General features: G+C 37.1%; 23 protein-coding genes, 4 tRNA genes and 1 other RNA gene. 15 read left to right on the forward strand and 13 right to left on the reverse strand.

Annotated elements, in window-relative coordinates:
• Positions 1 to 123 precede the first annotated feature (123 nt).
• From phsA to CVS92_RS03795, 10 genes are all read left to right on the forward strand, one after another.
• A complete protein-coding gene (phsA, locus tag CVS92_RS03750) occupies positions 124 to 2,397 on the forward strand; it encodes a thiosulfate reductase PhsA (protein ID WP_107788558.1) in 2,274 nt (757 codons plus the stop codon).
• A gap of 9 nt (positions 2,398 to 2,406) precedes the next feature.
• Positions 2,407 to 2,970, forward strand: a complete 564-nt coding sequence (locus CVS92_RS03755) for a 4Fe-4S dicluster domain-containing protein (RefSeq protein WP_072595164.1) — start codon at positions 2,407 to 2,409, stop codon at positions 2,968 to 2,970.
• Positions 2,963 to 3,898: an NrfD/PsrC family molybdoenzyme membrane anchor subunit gene (nrfD, locus tag CVS92_RS03760; RefSeq protein WP_107788559.1), complete on the forward strand. Its 936-nt coding sequence runs from the start codon at positions 2,963 to 2,965 to the stop codon at positions 3,896 to 3,898. The genes CVS92_RS03755 and nrfD overlap by 8 nt, the downstream gene beginning before the upstream one ends.
• A 90-nt stretch (positions 3,899 to 3,988) precedes the next feature.
• Positions 3,989 to 4,657 carry a response regulator transcription factor gene (locus tag CVS92_RS03765; protein WP_103583408.1) on the forward strand — a complete coding sequence of 223 codons (669 nt, stop codon included), beginning with the start codon at positions 3,989 to 3,991 and terminating at the stop codon, positions 4,655 to 4,657.
• Entirely contained in the window at positions 4,641 to 5,747 is a 1,107-nt protein-coding gene (locus CVS92_RS03770; RefSeq protein WP_107788560.1) for a sensor histidine kinase, read from the forward strand. The genes CVS92_RS03765 and CVS92_RS03770 overlap by 17 nt, the downstream gene beginning before the upstream one ends.
• Positions 5,748 to 5,795: 48 nt before the next feature.
• Positions 5,796 to 6,806, forward strand: coding sequence for a Holliday junction branch migration DNA helicase RuvB (ruvB, locus tag CVS92_RS03775; protein WP_107788561.1), 1,011 nt, complete (start codon positions 5,796 to 5,798; stop codon positions 6,804 to 6,806).
• 23 nt (positions 6,807 to 6,829) lie between these two features.
• Complete coding sequence (locus tag CVS92_RS03780; RefSeq protein ID WP_107788562.1) at positions 6,830 to 7,909, forward strand: cytochrome C; 1,080 nt, start codon at positions 6,830 to 6,832, stop codon at positions 7,907 to 7,909.
• 216 nt (positions 7,910 to 8,125) lie between these two features.
• Positions 8,126 to 9,166, forward strand: coding sequence for an AI-2E family transporter (locus CVS92_RS03785; RefSeq protein WP_087583930.1), 1,041 nt, complete (start codon positions 8,126 to 8,128; stop codon positions 9,164 to 9,166).
• 14 nt (positions 9,167 to 9,180) lie between these two features.
• Positions 9,181 to 9,552 carry an HIT family protein gene (locus CVS92_RS03790; protein ID WP_107788563.1) on the forward strand — a complete coding sequence of 124 codons (372 nt, stop codon included), beginning with the start codon at positions 9,181 to 9,183 and terminating at the stop codon, positions 9,550 to 9,552.
• Positions 9,545 to 10,432 (forward strand): cache domain-containing protein, encoded by an 888-nt coding sequence (locus CVS92_RS03795; RefSeq protein WP_107696437.1) that lies wholly within the window; start codon positions 9,545 to 9,547, stop codon positions 10,430 to 10,432. Before CVS92_RS03790 ends, CVS92_RS03795 begins: the two co-directional genes overlap by 8 nt.
• Positions 10,433 to 10,476: 44 nt before the next feature.
• Here the strand turns inward: CVS92_RS03795 and ssrA are convergent.
• Both ssrA and CVS92_RS03805 read right to left on the reverse strand, forming a co-directional pair.
• Positions 10,477 to 10,835: a transfer-messenger RNA gene (gene ssrA / locus CVS92_RS03800) on the reverse strand.
• A 27-nt stretch (positions 10,836 to 10,862) separates the two neighbouring features.
• Complete coding sequence (locus CVS92_RS03805) at positions 10,863 to 11,267, reverse strand: histidine phosphotransferase (protein WP_035167557.1); 405 nt, start codon at positions 11,265 to 11,267, stop codon at positions 10,863 to 10,865.
• Between the two features lie 86 nt (positions 11,268 to 11,353).
• Here CVS92_RS03805 and panB point away from each other — a divergent pair, with 86 nt between their 5' ends.
• The gene (gene panB / locus CVS92_RS03810) at positions 11,354 to 12,163 is read left to right on the forward strand and encodes a 3-methyl-2-oxobutanoate hydroxymethyltransferase (RefSeq protein ID WP_107788564.1); all 810 of its coding nucleotides are present in this window, start codon (positions 11,354 to 11,356) and stop codon (positions 12,161 to 12,163) included.
• Between the two features lie 37 nt (positions 12,164 to 12,200).
• Here the strand turns inward: panB and CVS92_RS03815 are convergent, their stop codons facing one another.
• The 11 genes from CVS92_RS03815 to CVS92_RS03865 all read right to left on the reverse strand — a co-directional run bounded on the left by CVS92_RS03815 (position 12,201) and on the right by CVS92_RS03865 (position 19,469).
• Complete coding sequence (locus tag CVS92_RS03815) at positions 12,201 to 13,220, reverse strand: bifunctional 3,4-dihydroxy-2-butanone 4-phosphate synthase/GTP cyclohydrolase II (RefSeq protein ID WP_107788565.1); 1,020 nt, start codon at positions 13,218 to 13,220, stop codon at positions 12,201 to 12,203.
• Between the two features lie 253 nt (positions 13,221 to 13,473).
• Positions 13,474 to 13,550, reverse strand: a tRNA-Asp gene (locus CVS92_RS03820).
• Between the two features lie 8 nt (positions 13,551 to 13,558).
• Positions 13,559 to 13,634: transfer RNA gene (locus tag CVS92_RS03825), tRNA-Val, on the reverse strand.
• An 18-nt stretch (positions 13,635 to 13,652) separates the two neighbouring features.
• Positions 13,653 to 13,728: transfer RNA gene (locus CVS92_RS03830), tRNA-Glu, on the reverse strand.
• 13 nt (positions 13,729 to 13,741) lie between these two features.
• A tRNA-Lys gene (locus CVS92_RS03835) sits at positions 13,742 to 13,817 on the reverse strand.
• Positions 13,818 to 14,399: 582 nt separating this feature from the next.
• The gene (gene rpsR / locus CVS92_RS03840) at positions 14,400 to 14,660 is read right to left on the reverse strand and encodes a 30S ribosomal protein S18 (protein WP_021091467.1); all 261 of its coding nucleotides are present in this window, start codon (positions 14,658 to 14,660) and stop codon (positions 14,400 to 14,402) included.
• Between the two features lie 15 nt (positions 14,661 to 14,675).
• Complete coding sequence (locus CVS92_RS03845; RefSeq protein ID WP_107788566.1) at positions 14,676 to 15,233, reverse strand: single-stranded DNA-binding protein; 558 nt, start codon at positions 15,231 to 15,233, stop codon at positions 14,676 to 14,678.
• A 13-nt stretch (positions 15,234 to 15,246) separates the two neighbouring features.
• A complete protein-coding gene (gene rpsF / locus CVS92_RS03850; RefSeq protein ID WP_103618958.1) occupies positions 15,247 to 15,666 on the reverse strand; it encodes a 30S ribosomal protein S6 in 420 nt (139 codons plus the stop codon).
• Positions 15,667 to 15,743: 77 nt separating this feature from the next.
• The gene (gene holA, locus CVS92_RS03855) at positions 15,744 to 16,742 is read right to left on the reverse strand and encodes a DNA polymerase III subunit delta (RefSeq protein ID WP_107788567.1); all 999 of its coding nucleotides are present in this window, start codon (positions 16,740 to 16,742) and stop codon (positions 15,744 to 15,746) included.
• The gene (locus CVS92_RS03860; RefSeq protein WP_107788568.1) at positions 16,735 to 18,654 is read right to left on the reverse strand and encodes an RNB domain-containing ribonuclease; all 1,920 of its coding nucleotides are present in this window, start codon (positions 18,652 to 18,654) and stop codon (positions 16,735 to 16,737) included. Before CVS92_RS03860 ends, holA begins: the two co-directional genes overlap by 8 nt.
• Positions 18,651 to 19,469, reverse strand: coding sequence for an HDOD domain-containing protein (locus CVS92_RS03865; protein ID WP_107788569.1), 819 nt, complete (start codon positions 19,467 to 19,469; stop codon positions 18,651 to 18,653). Before CVS92_RS03865 ends, CVS92_RS03860 begins: the two co-directional genes overlap by 4 nt.
• Before the next feature lie 142 nt (positions 19,470 to 19,611).
• Between CVS92_RS03865 and ilvC the strand changes: the two genes are divergently transcribed.
• The 4 genes from ilvC to ruvX are packed head-to-tail and all read left to right on the forward strand — an operon-like array spanning position 19,612 to position 23,176.
• Positions 19,612 to 20,634: a ketol-acid reductoisomerase gene (ilvC, locus tag CVS92_RS03870; RefSeq protein ID WP_107788570.1), complete on the forward strand. Its 1,023-nt coding sequence runs from the start codon at positions 19,612 to 19,614 to the stop codon at positions 20,632 to 20,634.
• Between the two features lie 3 nt (positions 20,635 to 20,637).
• Positions 20,638 to 22,029: a divergent polysaccharide deacetylase family protein gene (locus CVS92_RS03875; protein ID WP_107788571.1), complete on the forward strand. Its 1,392-nt coding sequence runs from the start codon at positions 20,638 to 20,640 to the stop codon at positions 22,027 to 22,029.
• The gene (locus tag CVS92_RS03880) at positions 22,026 to 22,796 is read left to right on the forward strand and encodes a DNA-processing protein DprA (RefSeq protein WP_107788572.1); all 771 of its coding nucleotides are present in this window, start codon (positions 22,026 to 22,028) and stop codon (positions 22,794 to 22,796) included. Before CVS92_RS03875 ends, CVS92_RS03880 begins: the two co-directional genes overlap by 4 nt.
• Positions 22,793 to 23,176: a Holliday junction resolvase RuvX gene (ruvX, locus tag CVS92_RS03885; RefSeq protein ID WP_087583917.1), complete on the forward strand. Its 384-nt coding sequence runs from the start codon at positions 22,793 to 22,795 to the stop codon at positions 23,174 to 23,176. The genes CVS92_RS03880 and ruvX overlap by 4 nt, the downstream gene beginning before the upstream one ends.
• The last annotated feature ends 8 nt before the right edge of the window (positions 23,177 to 23,184 follow it).

The following is a 23,184-nucleotide window of genomic DNA, read 5'->3' on the forward strand; positions in this document are numbered from 1 at the left end:
GATATTAGCATACCAATTTTTTAAAACTAAAAATCTAAATATAAATATTAAGTAAAATTTAATTTTATTTTCAACTTTAAATACTAGAATAACTAAAGGCAAATATCTTTTAAAGGGAGAAAGATGAGCTTAAATAGACGAGAATTTTTAAAATTCGGTGCTGGAGTTAGTATGGTTGCATCGTCCTTGCCGGGCGGTGCTTTAGAAAATGCTACAAAGCAAGATGAGAAGTACGTCCGTAGCTTTTGCGAGATGTGCTCTTCAAGATGCCCTATCGAAGCAAAGGTCGTTGATAACAAAATTTGCTTCTTAAGCGGTAATCCAAAAGCTGGCGGTACGGCGACTTCGCTTTGTGCAAGAGGTGGCTCTGGTTTTAGTCAGCTTTATGACGAAAATAGAGTCAAAAAACCTTTGATTAGGGTTGGTGAGAGAGGAGAAAATAAGTGGCGTGAGGCTAGCTGGGACGAGGCACTTGATCTAGTTGCTTCAAAAATGCTTGAGATCAAGCAAAAGTATGGCCCTGAAAGCTTTGTCTTTACCTGTAAAAGCTCACAAACGCATAAGCTAATGGTAAATTTTGCCTCATCTTATGGCTCGCCAAACTGCTTTTCACACTTTTCGTGCTGTCCGATCACATATCAAATGGTCTGTGAGCAGATGTATGGCATAGCTAAGCTAAAAAGAGACTTTGCGAATGCAAAATATGTTGTAAATTTTGGCCACAATCTTTTTGAAGGCATCGTCATAGCTGATGCTAAAAAGCTTGCTAAATTTGCGGCTAAAAAAGATACAAAGCTACTTGTGCTTGAGCCAAGATTTAGCGTGGTGGCTTCAAAGGCTGATGAGTGGCTACCAGTTAGACCTGGCACTGATCTAGCTTTTGTGCTAGCTATCATAAATACATGGATACAAAATGGCACTTATGATAAAGAATTTATTGAGAAATTTACAATTGGCTTTGATGAGATCGTTAAAAGCGTAGAGGGCAAAACGCCTGAATGGCAAGAGGCGATCACCGGCATAAAAGCAAGTGATGTTAGACGCATCGCTGATGAAATTTACAAAGCTGCCCCAAGAGTTATTTTTGATTTTGGGCATAAGACAACCACCACAAAAGCTGAATATATGAGGACAAAGGCTATCATGGTGGCAAATGCGATGATGGGCAACTGGGAGGTTAAGGGCGGTCTTTTTGGTGGCAAAAATGCAAAAACATTTAACAAGCTAGTTGGCGAGGATAAATTTCCAGTTCTTAAAAATCCAGATGAGAAATTTAAAGTACCAAAAGTCACTAGATTAGACTTTGCTGGCGAGACTGGTAGGCATAAATTTGTAAGCAGAAAACATGGCGTTTTGATGGATATAAATGATGCTATCTTAAATGAAAAGCCTTACGCCATAAAAGGCTGGTTTAACATCCGATTTAATCACCTAATAAACGTTGCTGAGACGATGAAGAGCATAGAGGCTATGAAGAAGCTTGATTTTATCGTGGTAAGTGATGTCTATCTAAACGATATGGCGACCTTTGCTGATGTTATCTTACCTGAGAGTAGCTACCTTGAGCGCGACGAAGGCATAGAGGATAAGTCAGGTCTAAAGCCAGCTTATATGATAAGAAATAAAATTATTGATCCAGTTGGCGACACGAAGGATGGGGCGTTTATCTTTAGAGAGCTAGCACGCCGCATGAAGATAGACGAGCTTTACACTTGGAACGACATACGTGAGTTTAGGATGCAACAAGCTGGTGGAGATGTAAATTTACTTGCTACGCTTGAAAAAGATGGTTTTATCACGTGGGATGAGCCGGGAATTTTGTTTAGAGAAAAAGGCATGATCGATAAATTTGTCGCTAAATATCCAGTCGCTGCTAAATTCGTAGGCGAAAATGGTCTAATGGATGATATGGCTAAGCTTAAAACAAAAAGCGGCAAGATAGAGCTATTTTTGCCTGATGTCGAAGCGCAGTTTGAAGGATATGGCGCGCTAAATGATAAAGATATGGATACATTTGACGGGCATGATCTTTGTCTAACTTGCGGCAAAACGCCTATTCATACCAATGGACATACTCAGGCGGTGCCGTCGCTTCATGATCTTATGAGTGATAGCCCTATCTGGATAAATCCAAAAACAGCTAAACGTAAAAATTTACGTGATGGCGATATGGTCGTGGTGAAAAATAAATTTGGCGAGCAAAAGGGCAAGCTCATGGTAACTGAGGGCATTAGAGAAGATACGCTCTTTATCTATCACGGCTTTGGACACATCACCCCAGCTCTTAAGAGCATAGATCACGTTGGGCTAAATACAAGCGTGCTTCTTAATCCAGCCGAAGGGCCAGTGGCTGCAACCATGGTTACAAATGTTGGCGTTAGTATAAGTAAAGCGTAAGGATAGAAAATGAAAAAATATATGATGATACATGATGAAAATTTATGCATCGGCTGTCAAGGCTGCTCGGTAGCTTGCAGAAGTGCAAACAACGTACCAAGGGGACTTTACCGCTTACAGGTGCATGCGAAGATGAGTGGAACATTTCCAAATTTAAAGACTGACTTTTTACGTCAAAGCTGCGTTATGTGCGAAGATGCACCTTGTGTTGAGGTTTGCCCAACTGGCGCTAGTTTTAAAACAGCTGATGGCGTGACGCTGCTTGATCACAGAATTTGTGTTAGTTGCAAATACTGCATCCTGGCCTGTCCATACGATGCTCGCTACGTCTTGCCAAATGGTGAGATAGGAAAATGCACATTTTGCTATGAGAGTAGGCTAGAAGAGGGCAAAGAGCCAGCTTGCGTTAGCGTCTGCCCTACAAATGCCCTAACTTTTGGCGACGTAAATGATGAAAACTCTAAAATTTCAAAGAAATTAAAAGAGAGTAAATACTATTTGCCAAAAGCGGAGCTAAATACAAAACCTTCACTTGCGATGATCGCAAATACAAAAGGAGCACACCATGAATAACATGTCAGGAAGCCTAGCTCAATACTCTGAAATTTACTGGGGCTGGCCGATAGCCGTTTATCTATTTTTAGCAGGACTTAGTGCGGGTGCTAGCATCGTTGCTGTGCTCATTTCAAAAAAATATGGCAAAGAGAATTATTACTTTAAAGCAGCTGCTCTTATCGCTCCAGCAGCGATCATTCTTGGGCTTGCTCTTTTGGTGCTTGATCTTGGCAAGCCGCTTAGCTTTTACTGGATACTCTTGCTTTATAACTTTGACTCAGTCATGTCAATAGGTGTTGCACTGCTTCTAGTATATACGCCTCTTAGCGTTATATACGCGCTTGGCGCATTTAAAAACGAGATCGCAATGCTTAAAATTTCTCTTTTTGACGTGGTTGCAAATTTAGCTAGCAAGCTTTCAGGTTTGCTTGGAATTTTACTTTTCATCTTAGGCATTGGCGTTGGTGCATATACAGGCTTTTTGCTAAGTGCAGCTCACAAGATCGCACTTTGGAACACATCAGTCTTGCCAGTATTATTTTTAGTATCAGGCTTGAGCTGTGCTGGTGCATTTACACTGCTTCTAGGCGTGCTAAAAGATAAGGCAAAAAGGCAAAACGATATTGCACACTATTTATTAAAATTTGATTTTTTTGCGATTATTGCTGAGTTTTTGCTCATAGTTGCTCTTTTTATGGTTGTAAAAAGTGCAAGCACAAGTGGTGCGCAGAGCGTAGCAAACGCACTTGGCGCAAATTCTCTTGGGCTGATGTTTTATATTGGCGTCATTGGTTTTGGTATGGCTTTGCCTATCATTTTAGACTTAAGCGTTTTAAAGGTGCATGATTTTAAACGCGAATTTGCCGTGATTAACGCATTATTCGTAATATGTGGCGTCTTTTTGCTAAGGTGTTACATTGTCTATGCGGGGCAAATTTTTATTTAATACTTAAAAAATAATTTTAATTTTGAATTTACCTATTAAATATTACAATAGGGCTAAATCTTAATAAGACTTATTTTTTAGGAGAGAGATTTGAAAATTTTGCTTTTAGAAGATGATTTAGGGTTTCAAGAGAGCGTCTGTGAGTTTTTGCAGACGCTTGATTATGAAGTTACAGCTGTGAGCGATGGCCAAGAAGCGTGTGATCTGATAGAGAAAAATTTCTATCATCTTTTTATACTTGATATAAAAGTCCCTGGCGTAAATGGACATGAGGTTATCAAGTACATAAGGAGCTTAAATCCAAACGCTCCTATCATGATAACAACATCTTTAGTTGATATAGGCGATATGGCTATTGGCTATGAGCTTGGCTGTAACGAATACCTAAAAAAGCCATTTGAGCTTGCTGAGCTTAAATTTAGAGTAGCTGAGCTTATGAGAAAATACTATGGAACTGACGATAAAAACATAGTAAAGATCAATGACGAGTTTAGCTTTAATCTAAACAAGCGTGCGCTATTTAAAAACGGCAAAATGGTAGATCTTAGCGCAAAAGAAGTTGCACTTGTTGAGTGTCTAGTTTCACATCTAAATTCTTACGTCAGCATGGAAGAGTTAAGAGATCTTGTCTGGAATGATAAAGAGATAGAAGGCGCTGATATCAGAATGCACGTTTTAAAGATAAGAAACAAAACAACTAGTGACTTTATCACTTCAAAGAGGCGTATAGGCTATAAGATAGATGCACAAGAGCTTTAAGATCCAGGTCATAGCGACATTTGTGATAATGTCGCTTTTTTGTTTTCAAAGCTTTGTGATCTTAAATTTAAGCCAAAAAAATAGCACTTCAAAAGCTCTTTTTGGTGCGATGAAGCATGAAACCATCATCAAAAATTCATTTTTAAAAAATGAAAATATAACTCCTTCTTTAAAGTATAAATTTGCAATCTATGATGTAAATTTTAATCCAATTATTTCAAATCTCTCCAAGCAGCCAAGCAACTTTAAATTTGTAACACTTGAAGAAAATGGCTTCTTGTTTTATAAAAGCTTTTTTATAAAGGATAAAACGCCTTATTACATTGTCGTTGAAAAAGAGCTTGATAATGAAAAAAGTATATTTCTAGCGGCACTTATGCTCCTTGTCATCCTTGTGGCTGTGCTTTTTATCGTCTATTTTTTATATCTAAGTAGCGTTAAGCCTTATAAAGAGTTTCAAAAGTATATGAATAACTTCTTTAATGACGCCATGCACGAGCTAAAGACCCCACTTGGCGTAGCTGGCATGAACCTTGAGATGCTTGGACTTGAAAACAAGTATATAACCCGTATCAAAAATGCCCTAAAACAGATGCAAATAACCTACGAAGATGTCGAATACTTCATAAAGCGAGGCTATATAAAATTCCCACTTGAGCGGCTAAATTTAGGCGAATACATAATAGAGCGAGTGAAATTTCTCTCAAGCGTAGCTGATGTTAAGCACATCGAGATAAAGACAAATTTAGAAGGCGATGCATTTACTATGCTAAGCAAGGTCGAAGCTCAGCGTATCATCGACAATACCATCACAAACGCCATAAAATACAGCCAAAAAGAGAGCGAGATACTAATAAATTTAAGCTTTGAGGATGAGCGCATAAAGCTTAGTGTGCAAGACTTTGGCAAGGGGATAAAGGACGTCAAAAAGGTCTGGAAACGCTACGTCAGAGAGGATGAAATCCAAGGCGGCTTTGGCCTTGGGCTAAATATCGTCAGCGAAATTTGCCAAAAACATGGCATTACATACGGCGTTGATAGCGTCTACGGCGAGGGCAGCACCTTTTATTATAAATTTAAACGAGCTTAAATTAAGCATAAAAGCGTAAAATGAAGTCTTAAAATTAGAAGGAAAACTTTGGATAGAATCGTTGAAATCGAAAAAGTAAGCTTTGAAAATGACTTTGAAGTCTCGCTTAGACCGACAAAATTTGAAGACTATATCGGACAAGAAAAGATCAAGCAAAATTTAGATGTCTTTATAAAAGCAGCCAAAAAGCGAAATGAGTGCCTAGATCACGTGCTATTTTACGGCCCTCCAGGACTTGGTAAAACTACCCTTGCTCACATCATAGCAAATGAAATGGGCGTAAGCATCAAAATGACTGCAGCACCGATGATAGAAAAGAGTGGCGACCTGGCGGCAATCCTTACAAATTTACAAGAGGGCGACGTGCTTTTTATCGATGAGATCCACCGTCTAAGCCCAGCTATCGAGGAAGTGCTTTACCCTGCGATGGAGGACTTTAGGCTTGACATTATCATAGGCTCTGGCCCAGCCGCTCAGACTATCAAGATAGATCTGCCAAAATTTACGCTTATTGGCGCAACGACGCGTGCTGGCATGATCTCAGCGCCTTTAAGGGACCGCTTTGGGATGGACTTTAGGCTGCAGTTTTACACAAGTAGTGAGCTAAGCCGTATCGTACAGATCGCCTCAGCCAAACTTGGCAAAGAGTGCGACAAAAATGCCTCACTTGAGATCGCCAAACGTTCTCGCGCAACGCCTAGGATCGCTCTTAGACTATTAAAGCGAATTCGCGACTTTGCCGAGGTAAATGATGAGCAAATCATCAGCCACGAGCGTGCAAAAGAGGGACTTAACGCACTTGGTGTAAATTCGCTTGGATTTGATGAGATGGATATTAGGTATTTAGAAATTTTGATGCAAGCAAGGCGCCGTCCTATGGGGCTTAGCACGATCGCTGCGGCACTTAGTGAGGACGAGGGCACGGTTGAGGACGTCATCGAGCCATATCTGCTTGCAAATAGCTTTATCGAGCGCACAGCAAAGGGTAGGATCGCGAGTGCGAAGTGCTTTGAAACCTTTAACGTCAAGATCGACATCGAAAAAGGGCTTTTTGAGTAGCGAAATTTAAATTTGGAGCAAAAATGGGTGAGCCACATCTTTGTCCTAAGTGCAAGCAAAGGACGATTTACTTTGATGGGATCTGCTATGATTGCAGACAAAAAGAGAAGCTGGAGTTTTATCAAGGCTTAAGCGAAGCTGGGATCAAACAAAAGTTAAAAAATGTCCTAGCTCACACAGACGAGATAGGCAAATATGATGAAATTTATAGCGATCTTGTTTATATTTTCTACCTGCACGGAATTTGCGACGAGCAGATAATAAGAGAAGTGACCAAGCAGGGCGAGTACTACCCATTTGAAATTTATAAAAACGCCACAAGCGACGTAAGAGATGAGCTCATAAATAGTCTAAATAGCGCTGAAAATATCGTAAAAATAAATCACATCCTTTGCGCACTTGCCTGGCAGGGCGATGAGGTGGTGAGGGAACTATTTTTTAAGCTTTATAAGGCGCCAAAGCCTTGGAAGGCAAAACTTCACGTCGATACTGACACATACGCTCAGGTTGCTGGCTGGAGCTTTGACGAGAGTGGTAAGAGAAAAAGCCTAGTTTTTGATAAGTGTTTTACATGTGGGCCAAGCCAAAACGTAGATGCAAGCATTAAATTTAAAGCACTAAGTGATGAAAAATGTAAATTTTGTAGCGGTGAGATGCTGGAATTTATCATTAAAAAAGAGAGCCTAAAACGAATTGGTCTAGAGCTTAAAAATGACACTGTGCTTAAATTTTGTCCAACATGCGTTGGCCTTGTGCAGTATTTTTGCCAAAATGACGGCAATAGCGTGCAAACAGAGGTAGTGGGCGAGGGTGATAGTGAAGATTATTTAAGAGACGCTGTGGCAACGCTTGATGGGCAAAAATTTGAGCTAGCTAGCGAGGTTTGCGCTCACTACTCATATATGATAGATAGCGAAATTTTACTTGGTGGATATCCGCAGTGGGAGCAAGATGCTGAGCATTTAAAATGTCCAAAATGTAGCAAAAGCATGAAATATCTAGCACAAATTCCTCTTGGAAGTCTAGTAGATGGCGAGGGAACTATATATGTTCAAATCTGTGATGAATGCGAGATCATTGGGGCAAATTTTCAGTGCACGTAAAAGGCTAAATTTATAGGAGCTTTTGAGCTAGAAATTTTGCATAAAACTATAAATTTATCTAAATTTACTAAGCGCTAGTAGCATGCTAAAAATATCAAAAGCCTAGCCACATTTGCTAGCTCTGTAAGCCTGATGGCAAAGAGATTGAGCAAATTTGGGAAGCAAATGAGCAGCTTTGATAAATTTGCTATAATTACCCCATTTTAAGGGAGCAAGATGAACAATAGACTATTTTTTGGAATTTTTGTATTTTGTGCTTTGGCTTTAGTGGTCTATCTTTTTAAACCTTATCTGCTTGACATTTTTATCGCAGCACTGCTTGCTGTCGCGGTTTCAAATGTCCAAATCGCATTTTTATCGCTCACTAAAAACCGCAAGACGCTTTCATCGGCTCTTACCACATCTGTGCTTCTTTGCTTATTTATCGCCCCACTTCTTTATGCGGTAGTTGAGATCGCAAAATACGCGGCTGGCTTTGATATAAACAATGTTACAAAGACTATCGAATTTATCAAAAATTATGATTTTAGGATGCCTGAGTCGATAAATTTTTTAGAGCCAAAGATAAAAGAATTTATCGGCGGACTTGATATTAAGATGCTTTTTTCTCAACTTGCGACAAATCTTGCAAGTCTGGGCAAGTTAAGCCTTAAATTTGGCGTTGATATGATTATTATTTTGGTCTTTTTCTTCTTTTGCAATCTTTATGGTAATGAACTCATCAGCTATCTAAAATATGCACTTCCGCTAAAGCAAGATGACACAGAGTCTATTTTAAGCGAAGTTGGCAACGTGATGAGCGTCGTTTTTTACTCAACCATTGCAAATATGATAATCCAAGGCTTTTTATTTGCTATTGTCACAAGCTTTTACGGCTATGACGGCGTGCTAACTGGCATCTTTTTTAGCTTTGCTTCACTTATTCCAGTTGTTGGCGGTATTTTGGCGTGGGCGCCTATTAGTATTTATGAGTTTGCAAATGGCAACACAGCAGCAGCGATAACTATCGCAATTTACACGATCGTAGTGATCTCATTTGCAGCTGATACGCTTTTAAAGCCACTTGTTATTAAATTTATAAACTCAAAGCTGGTTAAAATACCAACAAAGATAAATGAACTTCTTATATTCTTTGCAATGCTTGCAGGAATTACGACATTTGGTTTTTGGGGCGTGATCCTTGGACCAGCGATCGTGACGTTTTTTATCTCAACTATCAAGCTTTATACGCTTTTAAGAGAGAGAAATTTTGTATAAAAACAGGAACAAATATGATCTATGAAGATAAATTTATAAAAATCGAGCGTGAAGACAATGAGCTTCCATGGATAAAAATTTTTACCATTAAGCCATTTCGTGAGCTAAGCGATTGCGATGAGGCGAGTAGGGTAAGGCTATTTGAAGCGATGCTAGTAGCTGAAAAGGCGATGCTTGAGTTTTATAAACCAACCAAAATAAACATTGCAAGCTTTGGAAACTACGTGCCACACGTGCATATTCATGTTATTGCTAGATTTAGTAATGACGCATTTTTTCCAGATAGTGTTTGGGCTAATCCAAAAAGAAAAAGCGAGCTTGTGTTGCCAGAATTTGATAAATTTGCAAAATTTTTAGAAGAAAAGTTAAGGGCTAGTTTTGAATAAATATAAAAAATATTTTAATGTCTATATCATTTTTATCTTTATTATAGTGCTTGGAGGGCTTTTTTACTTTCTTTACAGCTCTTATATGGCTGAAAAGATGCAAAATAATATGCGAGTCTTTTTTGATTACCAGGTAAAACAGCTTAATAAAAGCATAGATGATGAGAAATTTTCATCAATGGCGATCTCTATCTTGCTTGCTCAAAATGAGTCTATACAAATGTGCTTGCTAGGTCAAAGCCGCGATGAATGCATAAAAAATATCGAAAATTTAACCAAAACCCTTGGCGCAGCTTCGATGTATAACAACATTAAGCTTCACATTTATGATAAAGATCTAAAAAGCTATGTAAGGAGTTGGGATCTAAACAGATATGGCGATATGATCGCTAGTAGTAGGTTTTTAGTGCAAGAGTCAAGGCATCAAAACAAGCCCATGGTCGGCATCGAGGCGTGGTATGCTGGAACGCATATAAGGGCTGTTTCAAACGTAATACGTGATGGTAAAATTATTGGTAACATCGAGGTTTTATTAAATTTTGACTCACTTGGTAATTATTTTAAAAAGCAAGGAATTGATCTATTTGTTCTTTTAGCAAAAGACAAGATGCCTTCACGTAAAAGCATTCCAAGTGATCAAATTTTAAATGATTATTACATCGAAAATTTAAGCAGTGCAAATTTAAATATCGTAGGTTTTTTGCGTGATATTAATTTTAAAGAATATGAATTTTACGTTTATAAAACACACTACTTTTGCGTGGTACCGCTAATAGACGCTAGCAATACACAGATAGGCTATTATGTGCTTCATGTAAATACTAATGAAAAAGAGCGAAATATTTCACAAAATTATTTTGAGTCAGAAGAGCTTTTTTAATTTAAGCTATTTAATAAAATTTTTATTTGTATTTTAGATAAAAATGGTGGAAGCGAGGGGGATCGAACCCCTGTCCAAAAACAAAATGCATACAGCCTCTACACGCTTAGCAAAAGTGAAAATTTCATCTAAAAAGGCTCACTTTCCAAAACCAAAATTTAGACTAAGACTAAAATTTCAGCTAGCAAACAGTCACTTTGCGAGCCTACTCTAGCTAAATTACTTGCTTTTGTCCTAGCTAGAATTAGACTAAGCAAGGCTCAACTGAACTTACGCAGCTTTAGCGTAAGCAGGAGCGAAATTAACGTTGTTTGCGTTTAAATTTAATTTGAGCTTTTTACGCTTTGCTCAAAGCGACGTGCCACCGTACACACTCTGCTCCTGTCGAAGCCAAGTCGCTCCCAAAAAAATAAAATGGTTAGTGAATTATTTAGTTAAGTTTTGCAGGCACATCAATGATTTTTGGCTCAAGAACACTAAAATATTCAAAATCGTTCTCGACGTCATCTTTATACTTATTAAACTGATCGCTAATAAGTAGCAACCAATCTATAAATTTATCATTTGCTGGCCCTTTTAGACTTCTTGCCTCTTGAGTTATCTCTTCAGCTAAAGTTGTAAGCTTTAATATCGGATCAAGATGCATGAATCCTGCTGCCGATTTAATATTATGAAAAATCCTAGTAAGCTCTAAGATACTATCTTTATATTTATCAGCTCTTCCTAAATTTATTATCAAAGGCTCGAGTAAATCGCACATTAAAGCATAGTGAGATAAAAATTCTTCAACTATATCATAAGAGTAATCTATTTCAAGCCTTTTTAATATACCCATTTTTATGTCCTTAAGAAATTGGCGTAATTGTAGCAAAAATTTGATAAAATTGTTAGCCTTTTAGCTAAAAATCCTTGGAGCTTGCAATGAAAAATGAAAAAACTCAGAAGAAAAAACTAAGCATAAATGATATAAAAAACAAAAAAGGCATTGAGCCTATTGTAATGATAACTGCCTATGATGCGTTATTTGCTAAGCTTTTTGATGATTATGCTGATATTATTTTGGTTGGCGATAGCTTAAATATGAGTTTTAATATGCAAGAAAGCACGATAGGTGCGGACATGAATACCATGCTTTATCATACAAAGGCCGTTTGTAACGGAGCTAAAAATACTTTTATCATGGCTGATATGCCATTTGGCAGCTACACAAATGAAAAGCAAGCGATAAAAAATGCGATGAAATTTTTCAAACAGACAAATGCCGATGCGGTAAAGCTCGAAGTTGGCATGCACCAAGTAAATTTAGTAAAACGTCTTTGCGAAGAGGGTATAAGCGTTATGGCTCATATTGGTTTAAAGCCTCAGTTTTATAAATTTGAAGGTGGTTATAAGATAAAGGGTAGAAGCGAGATCGAGGCAAAAAAACTAATTGACGAGGCTTTGGCGTTTGAGCAAGCTGGAACATTTGGCATCTTGCTTGAGGGTACGATGAGTAGCGTGGCTAGCGAGATAACAAAGCAAGTTCATATACCAGTTATTGGCATTGGGTCTGGGGTAAATGTCGATGGACAAGTGCTTGTGTGGTCTGATATGCTTGGTTTTTTTGAAGACTTTAAACCAAAATTTGTAAAACACTATCTTGATGGAGCGGATATTGTAAGAAAGAGTGTGCAATCCTACGCAAATGATGTAAAAGGCAAAATTTTCCCAAGTGAAGAATTTTGCTATTAGGATGATTAATATCCGCATTAAATAGAACGTGACAAAATTAAATTTCTTTATAGCCTTTTATATCAAGACCAAAACCTGCAAGGCTTACAAATTCTTTATTTTTATTTGAGCTTAAAAGCTCAATTTCACTTATGCCAAAATACTTTAAAATTTGTGCCCCAATGCCATAATCTTTTTGCGAGCTTGTATCGCTTTTATTGCTGTCTAAAAATAGCAACACTCCGCCATTTTTACTTAAAAAATCCAATGCCTTTAATAAATTATCAAGTTTATCTCCGCTTAAAAGCTCATGGTCTTTGCTTATTTTTTGAAATTTTACATTAGTTTGCGCTTTTGTCTCTCCAAAAACATAGGCAGCGTGATTTTTATTTTCGTGATCTTTTATGTCATATCTTTTTGCTTCAAAACCACAGATTTTTACACTCTTTGCAGGCGAAACTTCTATTAAGCTTTCGTGACTAAGTCTGTATTCTACTAATTCAGAAACGCTTATCATATTTAGGTTAAATTTTTTACAGAATTCTTCCAAATAATCACGTCTTGCCATTGTGCCATCTTCTTTTACGATCTCACAAATCGCTGCCATTGGGCTAACGCCAGCAAGTTTGCAAAGATCAACTGATCCTTCAGTGTGACCTGTTCGAACGAGTACGCCGCCTTTTTTTGCAATAAGTGGAAATATATGTCCAGGCCTTACAAAATTTTCAGGCACTGAATCAGTACTAGCAGCAAGTCTAATCGTCATATCTCGCTCATAAGCACTTACGCCTGTTGTTGCCTCCTTTGCGTCAATTGTGACAGTAAATGCGGTTTCGTGACTGGATGTATTTTTAGAAACCATTAGCGGCAAATCAAGTCTTTTTGCGTTTGCTTCATCCATCGCAAGACAAAGCACACCTTTTGCATGAGTGATTGCAAAATTTACCTTTTGCATATCGCTGCTTGCCGCTGAAAAGACCAAGTCTCCTTCATTCTCACGGTCCTCATCATCGACCATAATTACCATTTTGCCATTTTTTATATCTTCAATCGCTTTTAATACATTTTCAAATGCCATAAATTTCCCTTATTAATTTTTTACGATTATATTGATTTTTTGATAACTTAGAGATAAAAATATTAATTTTGATTTATCTTGTATCAATTATTTAGAAATTTTAGAAAAGATTTATTTTCGAATATATGTTATTTGGCAGTAATAACTTAGATTTTATTTTTAATTTGTCTTACGTATAAATTTTTTAATAAAATATACAGTATTTTTTAAGAATAACAATAACTGGGAAAAATGAAAGTTAAAGAATAAAAGATGGCGCAGCGGACGGGGCTCGAACCCGCGACCTCCGCCGTGACAGGGCGGCATTCTAACCAACTGAACTACCGCTGCACCTAAAATGGTGGTCGCTATAAGACTCGAACTTATGACATCCACCTTGTAAGGGTGGCGCTCTACCAACTGAGCTAAGCGACCTAAAAATTTAAAAATATCTGGCGACCATTAGAGGATTTGAACCTCTGTTTCTACACAGAGAAAGTAGAGTCCTGAGCCACTAGACGAAAGGGTCATAAACCCAAAAATGGTGTCCTGCGTTGGATTCGAACCAACGGCCCCCTCATTAAAAGTGAGATGCTCTACCGACTGAGCTAGCAAGACATTCGTTTAAAAAAGAATTGAGATTATACAAAAAACATTATTACATGTCAAGAAAAGGATGTTTAAAATTTGTTTTTAGCTAACATGGTTGCATGGTTAGGTTGGTTTGGCATCAATAAGTTTTCAAAATAAAATATATTATAAAGCCCACTTGTAAGATATGCGGACACCAAATGGATGAATATTGGATTTACTAAGACATGTTTTTATTATAAAGTTTTTCTATATTAAGTATCTTACTTTTTAGCCTCATGTGGACAGCTATTGCCACACAATAGATGATGCGTGATTCGTGGTAAAAATTGTGAATAATATGGATCAACGATATTGATTGTACATATGGCTAAATAAATTATTTTGAACTAATAAATTGATGCTATAGAGTTATTTAAAGACAGCATATATTTGAGATATCCACCTGAATAAATTCTAATTACCTCGTGTAAGTTAAACCAAAATTATAGATAGTGCTTGAAAAATATTTTAAATTGTATTCAATAAATAAAAAACTATAAGAACATAAATCTAGGATATTTAAGATTAGGATTAACCCCATTAATAGGGGTTTAATAAATTAAATAATTATAGTCCATCAAAAGGATTTGAAACTACATCTTTGCGATCTACTATGTAAGGTATAATAGCTGCATGACGAGCTCTTTTGATCGCTTTTTCTACCATTTCTTGATGTCTTTTTGATGTGCCAGTTAAACGTCTTGGCATGATTTTAAATCTCTCTGATAAACAATACTTTAAAAGAGAAGTATCTTTATAATCTATAAAATCAATTTTTGCTTCTGTAAATTTGCAATATTTACGTGAATATTTTCTTTTTTCTGCCATTTTCTATCCTTTAAATTAAAACGGTATTTCGTTGTCGCCATCAAAATTATCGGCGTCAATGTTTATATCAGGGATTTTTTCCTCATAGTACTCTTCTTGTACTTTTTTATTTTGTGGTTGCATTTGCTGTCTTTGTGATGCTGAATTTTGATATCCAGTATTACCATAGCTATTATTTGAACCATTATTTCGTTGTTGCGAGTATGAACTATTTTGATTAAATCCACCTTGACTTTGTCCATTAGCTCCGCTATTTCCGCCAAGCATCTCCATATTTTCAACTACGATTGAGTGTTTTGAACGGTTTTGTCCATTATTGTCGGTCCATTGATCAAATTTTAATCTTCCTTCAATGAGAAGCTTAGAGCCTTTGCTTAGATATTGGTTTGCTATTTCAGCTGATTTGCCAAAAAATGATATATCAATAAAGCATGTTTCTTCACGTTTTTCGCCGTTTGTATTAAATTTTCTAGTAACAGCAATACCAGAATTTCCGATAGCAGATCCACTAGTAGTATATCTAAGCTCTATATCTCTAGTTAAATTTCCAACCAATACTACTTTATTGAACATTTTTTATCCTTAATTATTCTTCTGTAAAAGTTTGCTCGTCTACTTTTTCAACTCTTGGCTCACGTGGTGCTCTTGGCTCACGAGTCTCTTTTTTGATAGTTTGCTTGATACCTTTGCAAAGTCTTTCCCAGGCTGCGATTTCGCGTTTGTTTTCATATTTAACGCTTAAAAATCTTATGATATCTTCAGTGATTCTTACATTTCTTGTAAGCTCTGCTAGAAGTGCTGGAGGAGCTTTGTAGTAGATAACAAAGTATGTTCCACGCTCATATTTTTTGATAGTATAGGCTAGTTTTCTAGTGCCCATCTCAACAACAGTAGCAATCTCGCCGCCGTTTTTTGTTATGACTTCTTTTACGAAATCAACCTTAGCTTTAACTTCCTCTTCCGTTAGTGTCGGCTTAAGAATAAATAAAAGCTCGTAATGTTTCATTTTTTCTCCTTATGGATATTTAGCTCACTCTGTGAGCAAGGATTTTGCATTAAGCAAGGGTGGATTTTAGCTTAAAATTACTTAATGTTTGCTGTTGATATTAGATGTTGTAAGTTTAAAATAGTAGATAGGACAAAAATTTCTTTGTCCATTTTTGTATTTGTCTTTAGCTCTAGTTCGGCTAAATTTAGAGTTTTAAATATCTCTAGATATGTATTTAAATTTAGTTTTAAACTATTGGTTTTTAGTAAATTTGCGACATTTACAGGCGGTTGATATCCGATTGCTTCGTCTAAATTTAAGCGACCATTTATCTTGATATAAGAGTAAATTTTAAATAGCCTAAAAAATGCTTTATATAGTGAGTTTAAAAGTAAAATTTCATTAAAATTAGGATCTTCTAAATAGGTAAAAAAGTCGTTTTTTATATCTTTTAGAGCCATAAATTTATTAAAAAAATCATCAAAATTTATCCCGCCAAGCCCAAAAACAAGTCTTTTAACATCATCTTGTTCGATGTGAGTGTTTAGGCTTTTTAGCTTTGTTAGCTCGCTTGCTGCAAGATATAAATTTTCGTTATGGGTAAAATAAAGCTCATAAAGTGCATTTTTGGTTATATTTAGGCCGATTTTTGCTGAGTTTTTAGCCAGCAAATTTATCGCTTCATCCGGAGTTGAGGGCTTAAAAAATCTTGCAAAATTTGTCCCAAAAGCCTTTTGCGTATCAAAAACTAGCTTCATATCGGCCTCATAAAGCTCAAATAAAAAGTAGTTGTCTTGGCTTTTTGAGCAAAGTGAAATGAGCTCTTTTAGCTCTTTTGCTGGGATTTTTTTGCCGCTTTTTATATAAAGGATATTTTTGCCGCCAAAAAGTGACTGCTCGCTTAGATGAGAGCTTGCCTGCGAGTAGTTGTACTCATCAAAATAAAGGCTTAATAAATTTGCATCTTCGCTTGAGTAAAAGCTCAAAATCTCCTTGCCAAAAAGCTCGATCTGAAATTCGTCCGCACCAAAAAGTAAGAAGTAGTTGCTTAAATTTGCATTTGCTAAATTTAGCTCCAAATCTTTTCTATACATCGATCTTTCTTACCACTTTTGCAAAAATTTTAGCACTTGCGATGTCGGCCTCTGTGATCTTGACGACAAGCTTTTGAAGTAAATTTGCACTGTATCCTGTTATAAAAATCCTAGCGCCAACAAAATGATCATCAAGCTTGGCAACCAAGACATTTTGGTTTTCGCTCACGTAGCAACGTACCTCTTTGCCGATGTTTGCGGCTGCCCAGCGTGCAAATTTCCTATCCATAAAGTCGTAGGCTACCTTGTCGGCTTCTCTTTCAAGCTCGCTTAAGGTTGCGCAGGTGCTTTGGATATTTAAAAGCAAAAAGTTGTAAAGCTTCTCATCTTTTAAAATTTTAGCCTTTAAAAGCCTGTGTAAAATGAGATCAGAATACCTTCTAATAGGGCTTGTAAAGTGCGTGTATCTATCAAATCCAAGCCCAAAGTGACCCAAATTTTCGCTTGAATATTCGGCTTTTTTTTGCGACTTGATGATGAGCTTGTCTATCTCTTCTCGGTTGCCCATCTCGTCGGCCTTTTCTTGGATTTTTCTTATCAAATTTGCAAGGTCACTCTCGTATGTAAAGTCAAGCCCCAAAAGCTGCAGGTCCTCAAGTAAGGTGTCTATCTTTTTAAAATCAGGCGATGCGTGGTTTCTAAAAACACCCTTTGTGATGAGTTTTGCGGCGGCTTTGTTTGCTAAAAGCATACAGTCTTCTACTAGTCTGTGCGAGTCTGAGTCGCTTTCAAATCTAGTTTGTGAAATTTGACCCTCGTCATCAAGGCTCATTCTAAGCTCTTTTGTCCTAAAATCAAATGCATGCAAAAGCCTTTTTTTGCGAAGCTTTGTAGTGAGTTTAAAAAGTGGCTTGATCCATGAAATTTCACACTCTCTTTTGCCTTCTAAAATTTCATCGATCTCGTCGTAGTTAAAGCGCCTTTTTGAAAGGATGATCACCTCAAAAAGCTCCTCTTTTTTTACCTCATTATTCGCATCAAGTGAAATTTTAAAACAAAATGCAAGACGCGGTACATTTGGCTTTAGCGAGCAAATATTTTCACTAAGCGCGCGCGGCAACATCGGCACTGAAATGTGCGGAAAGTAGATTGAAAAGCCTCTTTTTTTAGCTTCACTATCAATGGCGCTATATGCGGTCACATACTCGCTTACATCAGCGATTGCAACGTAAATTTCTCGCTTTTTTTCATCAAAATATATGGCATCATCAAAGTCTTTGGCATCGACTGGATCGATCGTGCAAAAGTCTAAATTTCTTAGATCAACTCTATTTGGATACATGCTAGCATCGACTTCATCGCCAAAAGCCTTTGCCTCAAGCTCGCAAGCCTCGCTAAATTTATCGTTTTTATTATAAATAGCAAGCGAAATTTTCTCATCGCTTAATGGATCTTCTAAATTTCCCAAAACCTCAACTATCTCGTTATTTAGGTTGTTTACCTTAAGTAGCGTCCCAAGCGGGAGCATCTTTAGGCTTTTTTGAGTCGCTTTTAAGGTCGTGCTTAGTCCAGTTTTTAAATTTACCCCTAAAATAGCTGCTCCAAAGCGTTTTGTATAGACTACGCTTGTCTCATTGGCAAGCTTTAGGCTCATCACTATCTTAGCACTTTGGCGTTTTTTCTTAAGCGGCAAAAGCTTTGCTAACACAATGTCACCAAGGTGTGAGTTGTTTAAATTTTTATTTTCTACGATGATGTCTTGCTTGAAGCGTTTATCAAACGGCATGATAAAGCCAGTTGCGTTTTGGCTGATGTCTAGCTTGCCACAGACATAGCCATTGTTTAGGTAAAATTTATCTTTATGAGAGCTTACGGCACCAAGATTTAAGAGATTTCGTAAAATCTCTTTATCTTCGTTTGAAACTTCTTTTTCCTTGATGCCAACTAGTAGTGAGGTTAGAAATTCTTTCACAAATTATCTTTGACTTTAGCGACAGCCATTAAAAACGTATCATGCCCAAAGCCGTATTCGTCAAGAAGAGGTAGAGTATTTTGTATGCTTATATCATCAAGTTGATTAAAGATATTTACAGCCGTTTTTATCACTTTTAGGGCTTTTGCGTAATCTTTTATATGATCTGGTGCCTCTTCTGGATTATTTGAATAGAGTATCGAGCTACTAAGCTCTGTCTCAAGGTTCCATTGTTCAAAAATTTTAGCTGTAACTTCTTCATTTGACATATCTAAAATTTCTGTTTCAAATAGGGCAAGATCGATTGGGCTAGATATATTTTTAAGTTTTTCTCTAAATTCGACGTCTTGCTTATTTTCAGCTAATTCATGAGCAAGAACTATCTTGCCAATCTCAAGCATAAATGAAGCTGGAGAGAGAACTTCTAGACTTTTAGGATTAACTTTAGAATGCCAATTGTACATCAGTGCATTTTGTATTATCGAGATATTTAAAAAATCTTGTGTAGTAATGCCATAAGGCTCTAAATTTATAGAAAAGCTCTTTTTAATCGTACTTGAAAGCGCAAAACCTCGAATAGTAGCCATACCAAAAAGAGAAATAGCTCTTGCGATGGTTGTGATCTCTTGAGAAAACCCATAAAGTGGAGAGTTTGCTGAACGCAAGATATTTGCCGTTAGCATCGGATCCTTTTCGACCACTTTTGTAAGATCACTTATTGAGCTGTTTTCGTCCGCATGTAAGCGTTGAATTTGTATAACCGTGTCATCTAATGGTGGAAGTGCTTTGATTTTTTTAAAAACTGATTCATTCATTGAGTTATCTCTTTTTTTGAAATTTCAGCGTATTTTATCAAAATAAATTATCATAAAACTTAAAAAGAGTTTCTGTATATTTCAGCCGAATTTTTGCTGGCTAAAGTTATAATTTTGCCAAATTTTAATAATAGGAGTAACAATGGCTATAAATGTTTATTATGATAAAGACTGCGATTTAAGCCTTATTCAAAGTAAAAAAGTAGCAATCATTGGCTTTGGCTCACAAGGTCATGCACATGCTGAAAATTTAAGAGATAACGGTGTAAGCGTTGTAATTGGTCTTTCAAAAGGTGGCAAAAGCTGGGCAAAAGCTGAGGCAAAAGGCTTTGAGGTAAAAACCGTAAGCGAAGCTACAAAGGGCGCTGATGTGGTTATGATTTTAACTCCAGATGAGCTTCAAGCAGAAATTTATAAAAATGAGATCGAGCCAAATTTAAAAGATTACGCTGCTATCGCATTTGGACATGGTTTTAACGTTCATTTTGGTCAGATAAAAGCTCCAGCAAATATAGATGTCATTATGATCGCTCCAAAAGCACCAGGACACACAGTTAGAAGCGAATTCGTAAGAGGTGGCGGCATACCTGATCTTATCGCTGTTGAGCAAAATGCAAGTGGAAAGGCAAAAGAGATCGCTCTAAGCTATGCTTGCGGTATAGGTGGCGGTAGAACTGGCATCATTGAGACAACATTTAAAGATGAAACTGAAACAGATTTGTTTGGTGAGCAAGCTGTTCTTTGTGGCGGTCTTTGCGCGCTAGTAAATGCTGGCTTTGATACACTTGTAGAGGCTGGTTATGAGCCTGAAATGGCGTATTTTGAATGCTTGCATGAGCTAAAATTAATCGTTGATCTAATGTATCAAGGTGGCATGGCTGATATGCGCTACTCTATCTCAAACACAGCTGAATACGGCGATTACGTAAGCGGCGTAAGAGTAGTTGGCGAAGAGAGCAGAAAAGCTATGAAAGAAGTTTTAAAAGAGATTCAAAATGGCAAATTTGCAAAAGACTTTATCTTGGAGAGAAAAGCAGGATATGTTAGAATGAACGCTGAGCGCGGTATAGCTGAGAGAAGTTTGCTAAATCAAACTGGCAAAAAACTTCGCGCGATGATGCCTTGGATAACTAACGGCAAACTTATAGATCAGAATAAAAACTAAGCCTTGAGCGAAAAAAAGACTACAAAGAAGCGACCTACAAAAAAGAGTGCAGGTCGCTCTCACAATAAAACCTATCTTGGTATCGGCATTATCGCGGCTATTTTGATAATAGCACTTAGCGTAGCTCTTAGTATAAAAAATAATGGTGCAGAGCAGATAAGTAAAGCAAATGAGCCAAAGGTAGAGGAGCAAATTTCTAAAAAAGCTGAGCCAAAGGTTGCCAGTAAAGAGAAAAAACAAGAATACGAAAAGAGAAAATACCCTCTAAAATTTGATGAAGATGAAAATTTAAGTAAAATTTTTACCGATCCTAAGCATAAAAGTGAGCTTGCTTTAAATTCAAAAGTTGAGCCAAAAGAGCAAAAAAAGATAGCTGAAGTAAAGAGTGAAGCCAAAAAAGAAGAGATAAAAAAAGAGCAAAACGATACTAAAAATTTGCTTGCAAGTTATAAAAACACAGAGCCTAGCGTAATAGAAAATGAACAAAAGATAGAGCCATTTTATAGCTCAAAAATCGAACAAAAAACTGAGTTAAAACCTCAAAATTTTGAAGTAAAAGTCGATCAAAATAAAAGCGCTGAAATAGAAAAAAAAGAAAAATTCAAAAGCGAGAACACAAAAGTCGAGCCAGCTAAAAAAGCTGAAAATTTAACTACCAAAAAGATAAAAAAAACAAAATACGAAGAAAAAAATATAAAAAAAGATAGCTTTGAAGCGGTACCTTTTACGCCAAATGCCAGCATACAAGGACGTGCAAAGCTCGTTATCATAATAGACGATGTGGCGACATTTGAACATGCAAGTATGATAAAATCGCTTGGCTTAAAAATCACGCCGTCTATTTTTCCAGCGACAAAGACTCATCCAGATACTCCAAATATCGCAAGAACATTTGAGTTTTATATGATACATCTTCCGATGCAAGCAAAACACTTTGATAGCCCAGAGATAGGAACTCTTACGATCAACGAGAGTTTTGAGAGCATGCACGAAAAGATAAAAAAGATACGCAAAGACTTCCCACGTGCAAAATATACAAACAACCATACAGGATCGCGCTTTACAAGCGATTTTGACGCTATGGATAAGGCTTATAGAGCGCTGATAGAGCAGGGTTTTGTCTTTGTTGATAGTAAAACTATCGCTCAAACCGCAGTAGCAAGAGCTGCAAAAAAACATAATCAGCCATACATCTCAAGGGATATATTTTTAGACGACGATCCATCGGCTAGTGCTGTTAGGCGTGAGCTTGTGGCTGCTGTAAATTTGGCTAAAAAAAGAGGCTACGCGATCGCCATTGGGCATCCAAAGAAAAATACAATCTCAGTGATAAAAGAGAGCAAAAATAATCTTTTAAAAGATGTTGATGTGGTTTATTTAAAAGATATTTTATGAGACTTGACTTTATCCCAGAGCCGTTAAATAGACTAAAAAATCCACCAAAACAGCTAAATTTTATCGGAGATACTTCGCTTTTATCCTTGCCAAAGATCGCGGTTGTTGGCTCAAGAAAGGCAAGTGTTTATACAAAAGAGTGCGTCACAGCACTTTGTACAGCGCTAAAAAGTGCAAACGTCTGTGTGGTAAGTGGTGGAGCAATCGGCGTTGATATCGCAGCTCATAAAGCTGCTATGCCACGAACAATTGGCATTTTTGCGAGCGGACTTGACACCATCTATCCAAGCCAAAATAAAGTGGCGATAAAAGAAATTTATGAAAAAGCCTTGGCTCTTAGTGAGTATGACGAAGGCGAGCCACCACTTGCTTATAGATTTTTGGAGCGAAACCGCATAGTTGTGGGGTTTTGTGAAGCTTTAGTAGTCGCGCAAGCTGATCTTAAAAGTGGTTCAATGCAAAGTGCAAGGCTTGCAAATGAGCTTAAAATTCCAGTTTATGTACTGCCACAGCGCATGGGCGAAAGCGATGGGACAAATTTTTTGCTTGCAAATAAAAAAGCTGAGCTTATTGATGACTATCATAAATTTGCTTCACTTTTTGGCGAGATAAAAGAGCAAGAAAAGACTAGTGACGAGATCTTAAAATTTTGTGAAAATGGTGTAAGTCTTGATGAAGTTTTGGCAAAATTTGGTGATATTATCTATGAGTACGAGCTTGAAGGGCTAGTTGAAATTTCAAATCTAAGAGTAAAGAGCGTGCTATGAGAGAGAAATTTATGGCTATTGATGTTGGGCTAAAGCGAATAGGACTTGCCTTTGGTTTTGGCGAGATCGTAACACCGCTTGAGCCAGTGCTTAGAAAAAATAGAAATCAAGCCGCAAGAGATGTGAGCCAAAAAGTAAATGAATATGCCCCAGATACGCTAGTGGTTGGCGTGCCAATCGGCGGTAGTAGCGAAGATGAGATGAGAAGACGCATCGAGCATTTTGTCTCACTTCTTGATGTAAAGGCAAATATTGTCTATCAAGATGAGGCCTTTAGCAGCAGCGAAGCTAGTGAAATTTACACCAATACAAAGCGAGATGGTAGGCTAGATAGCATTTCAGCCACTATTATTTTAAAAAGATATCTTGGGATAAATTAAAAAGTAAA

Origin of the sequence: Campylobacter concisus, assembly GCF_003048555.1 — a bacterium.
Lineage (GTDB): Bacteria > Campylobacterota > Campylobacteria > Campylobacterales > Campylobacteraceae > Campylobacter_A > Campylobacter_A concisus_AO.

Excerpts from the sequence above, each read along its gene's own strand:
- CVS92_RS03880 (WP_107788572.1), top strand. The coding sequence starts at position 22,026 with ATGAGACTTGACTTTATCCCAGAGCCGTTAAATAGACTAAAAAATCCA.
- panB (WP_107788564.1), top strand. The coding sequence starts at position 11,354 with ATGAAAAATGAAAAAACTCAGAAGAAAAAACTAAGCATAAATGATATA.
- CVS92_RS03755 (WP_072595164.1), top strand. The coding sequence starts at position 2,407 with ATGAAAAAATATATGATGATACATGATGAAAATTTATGCATCGGCTGT.
- holA (WP_107788567.1), bottom strand. The coding sequence starts at position 16,742 with ATGTATAGAAAAGATTTGGAGCTAAATTTAGCAAATGCAAATTTAAGC.
- ilvC (WP_107788570.1), top strand. The coding sequence starts at position 19,612 with ATGGCTATAAATGTTTATTATGATAAAGACTGCGATTTAAGCCTTATT.
- CVS92_RS03865 (WP_107788569.1), bottom strand. The coding sequence starts at position 19,469 with ATGAATGAATCAGTTTTTAAAAAAATCAAAGCACTTCCACCATTAGAT.
- CVS92_RS03805 (WP_035167557.1), bottom strand. The coding sequence starts at position 11,267 with ATGGGTATATTAAAAAGGCTTGAAATAGATTACTCTTATGATATAGTT.
- nrfD (WP_107788559.1), top strand. The coding sequence starts at position 2,963 with ATGAATAACATGTCAGGAAGCCTAGCTCAATACTCTGAAATTTACTGG.
- CVS92_RS03770 (WP_107788560.1), top strand. The coding sequence starts at position 4,641 with ATGCACAAGAGCTTTAAGATCCAGGTCATAGCGACATTTGTGATAATG.
- CVS92_RS03780 (WP_107788562.1), top strand. The coding sequence starts at position 6,830 with ATGGGTGAGCCACATCTTTGTCCTAAGTGCAAGCAAAGGACGATTTAC.
- CVS92_RS03815 (WP_107788565.1), bottom strand. The coding sequence starts at position 13,220 with ATGGCATTTGAAAATGTATTAAAAGCGATTGAAGATATAAAAAATGGC.
- CVS92_RS03790 (WP_107788563.1), top strand. The coding sequence starts at position 9,181 with ATGATCTATGAAGATAAATTTATAAAAATCGAGCGTGAAGACAATGAG.
- phsA (WP_107788558.1), top strand. The coding sequence starts at position 124 with ATGAGCTTAAATAGACGAGAATTTTTAAAATTCGGTGCTGGAGTTAGT.
- ruvX (WP_087583917.1), top strand. The coding sequence starts at position 22,793 with ATGAGAGAGAAATTTATGGCTATTGATGTTGGGCTAAAGCGAATAGGA.
- CVS92_RS03785 (WP_087583930.1), top strand. The coding sequence starts at position 8,126 with ATGAACAATAGACTATTTTTTGGAATTTTTGTATTTTGTGCTTTGGCT.
- rpsR (WP_021091467.1), bottom strand. The coding sequence starts at position 14,660 with ATGGCAGAAAAAAGAAAATATTCACGTAAATATTGCAAATTTACAGAA.
- CVS92_RS03845 (WP_107788566.1), bottom strand. The coding sequence starts at position 15,233 with ATGTTCAATAAAGTAGTATTGGTTGGAAATTTAACTAGAGATATAGAG.
- rpsF (WP_103618958.1), bottom strand. The coding sequence starts at position 15,666 with ATGAAACATTACGAGCTTTTATTTATTCTTAAGCCGACACTAACGGAA.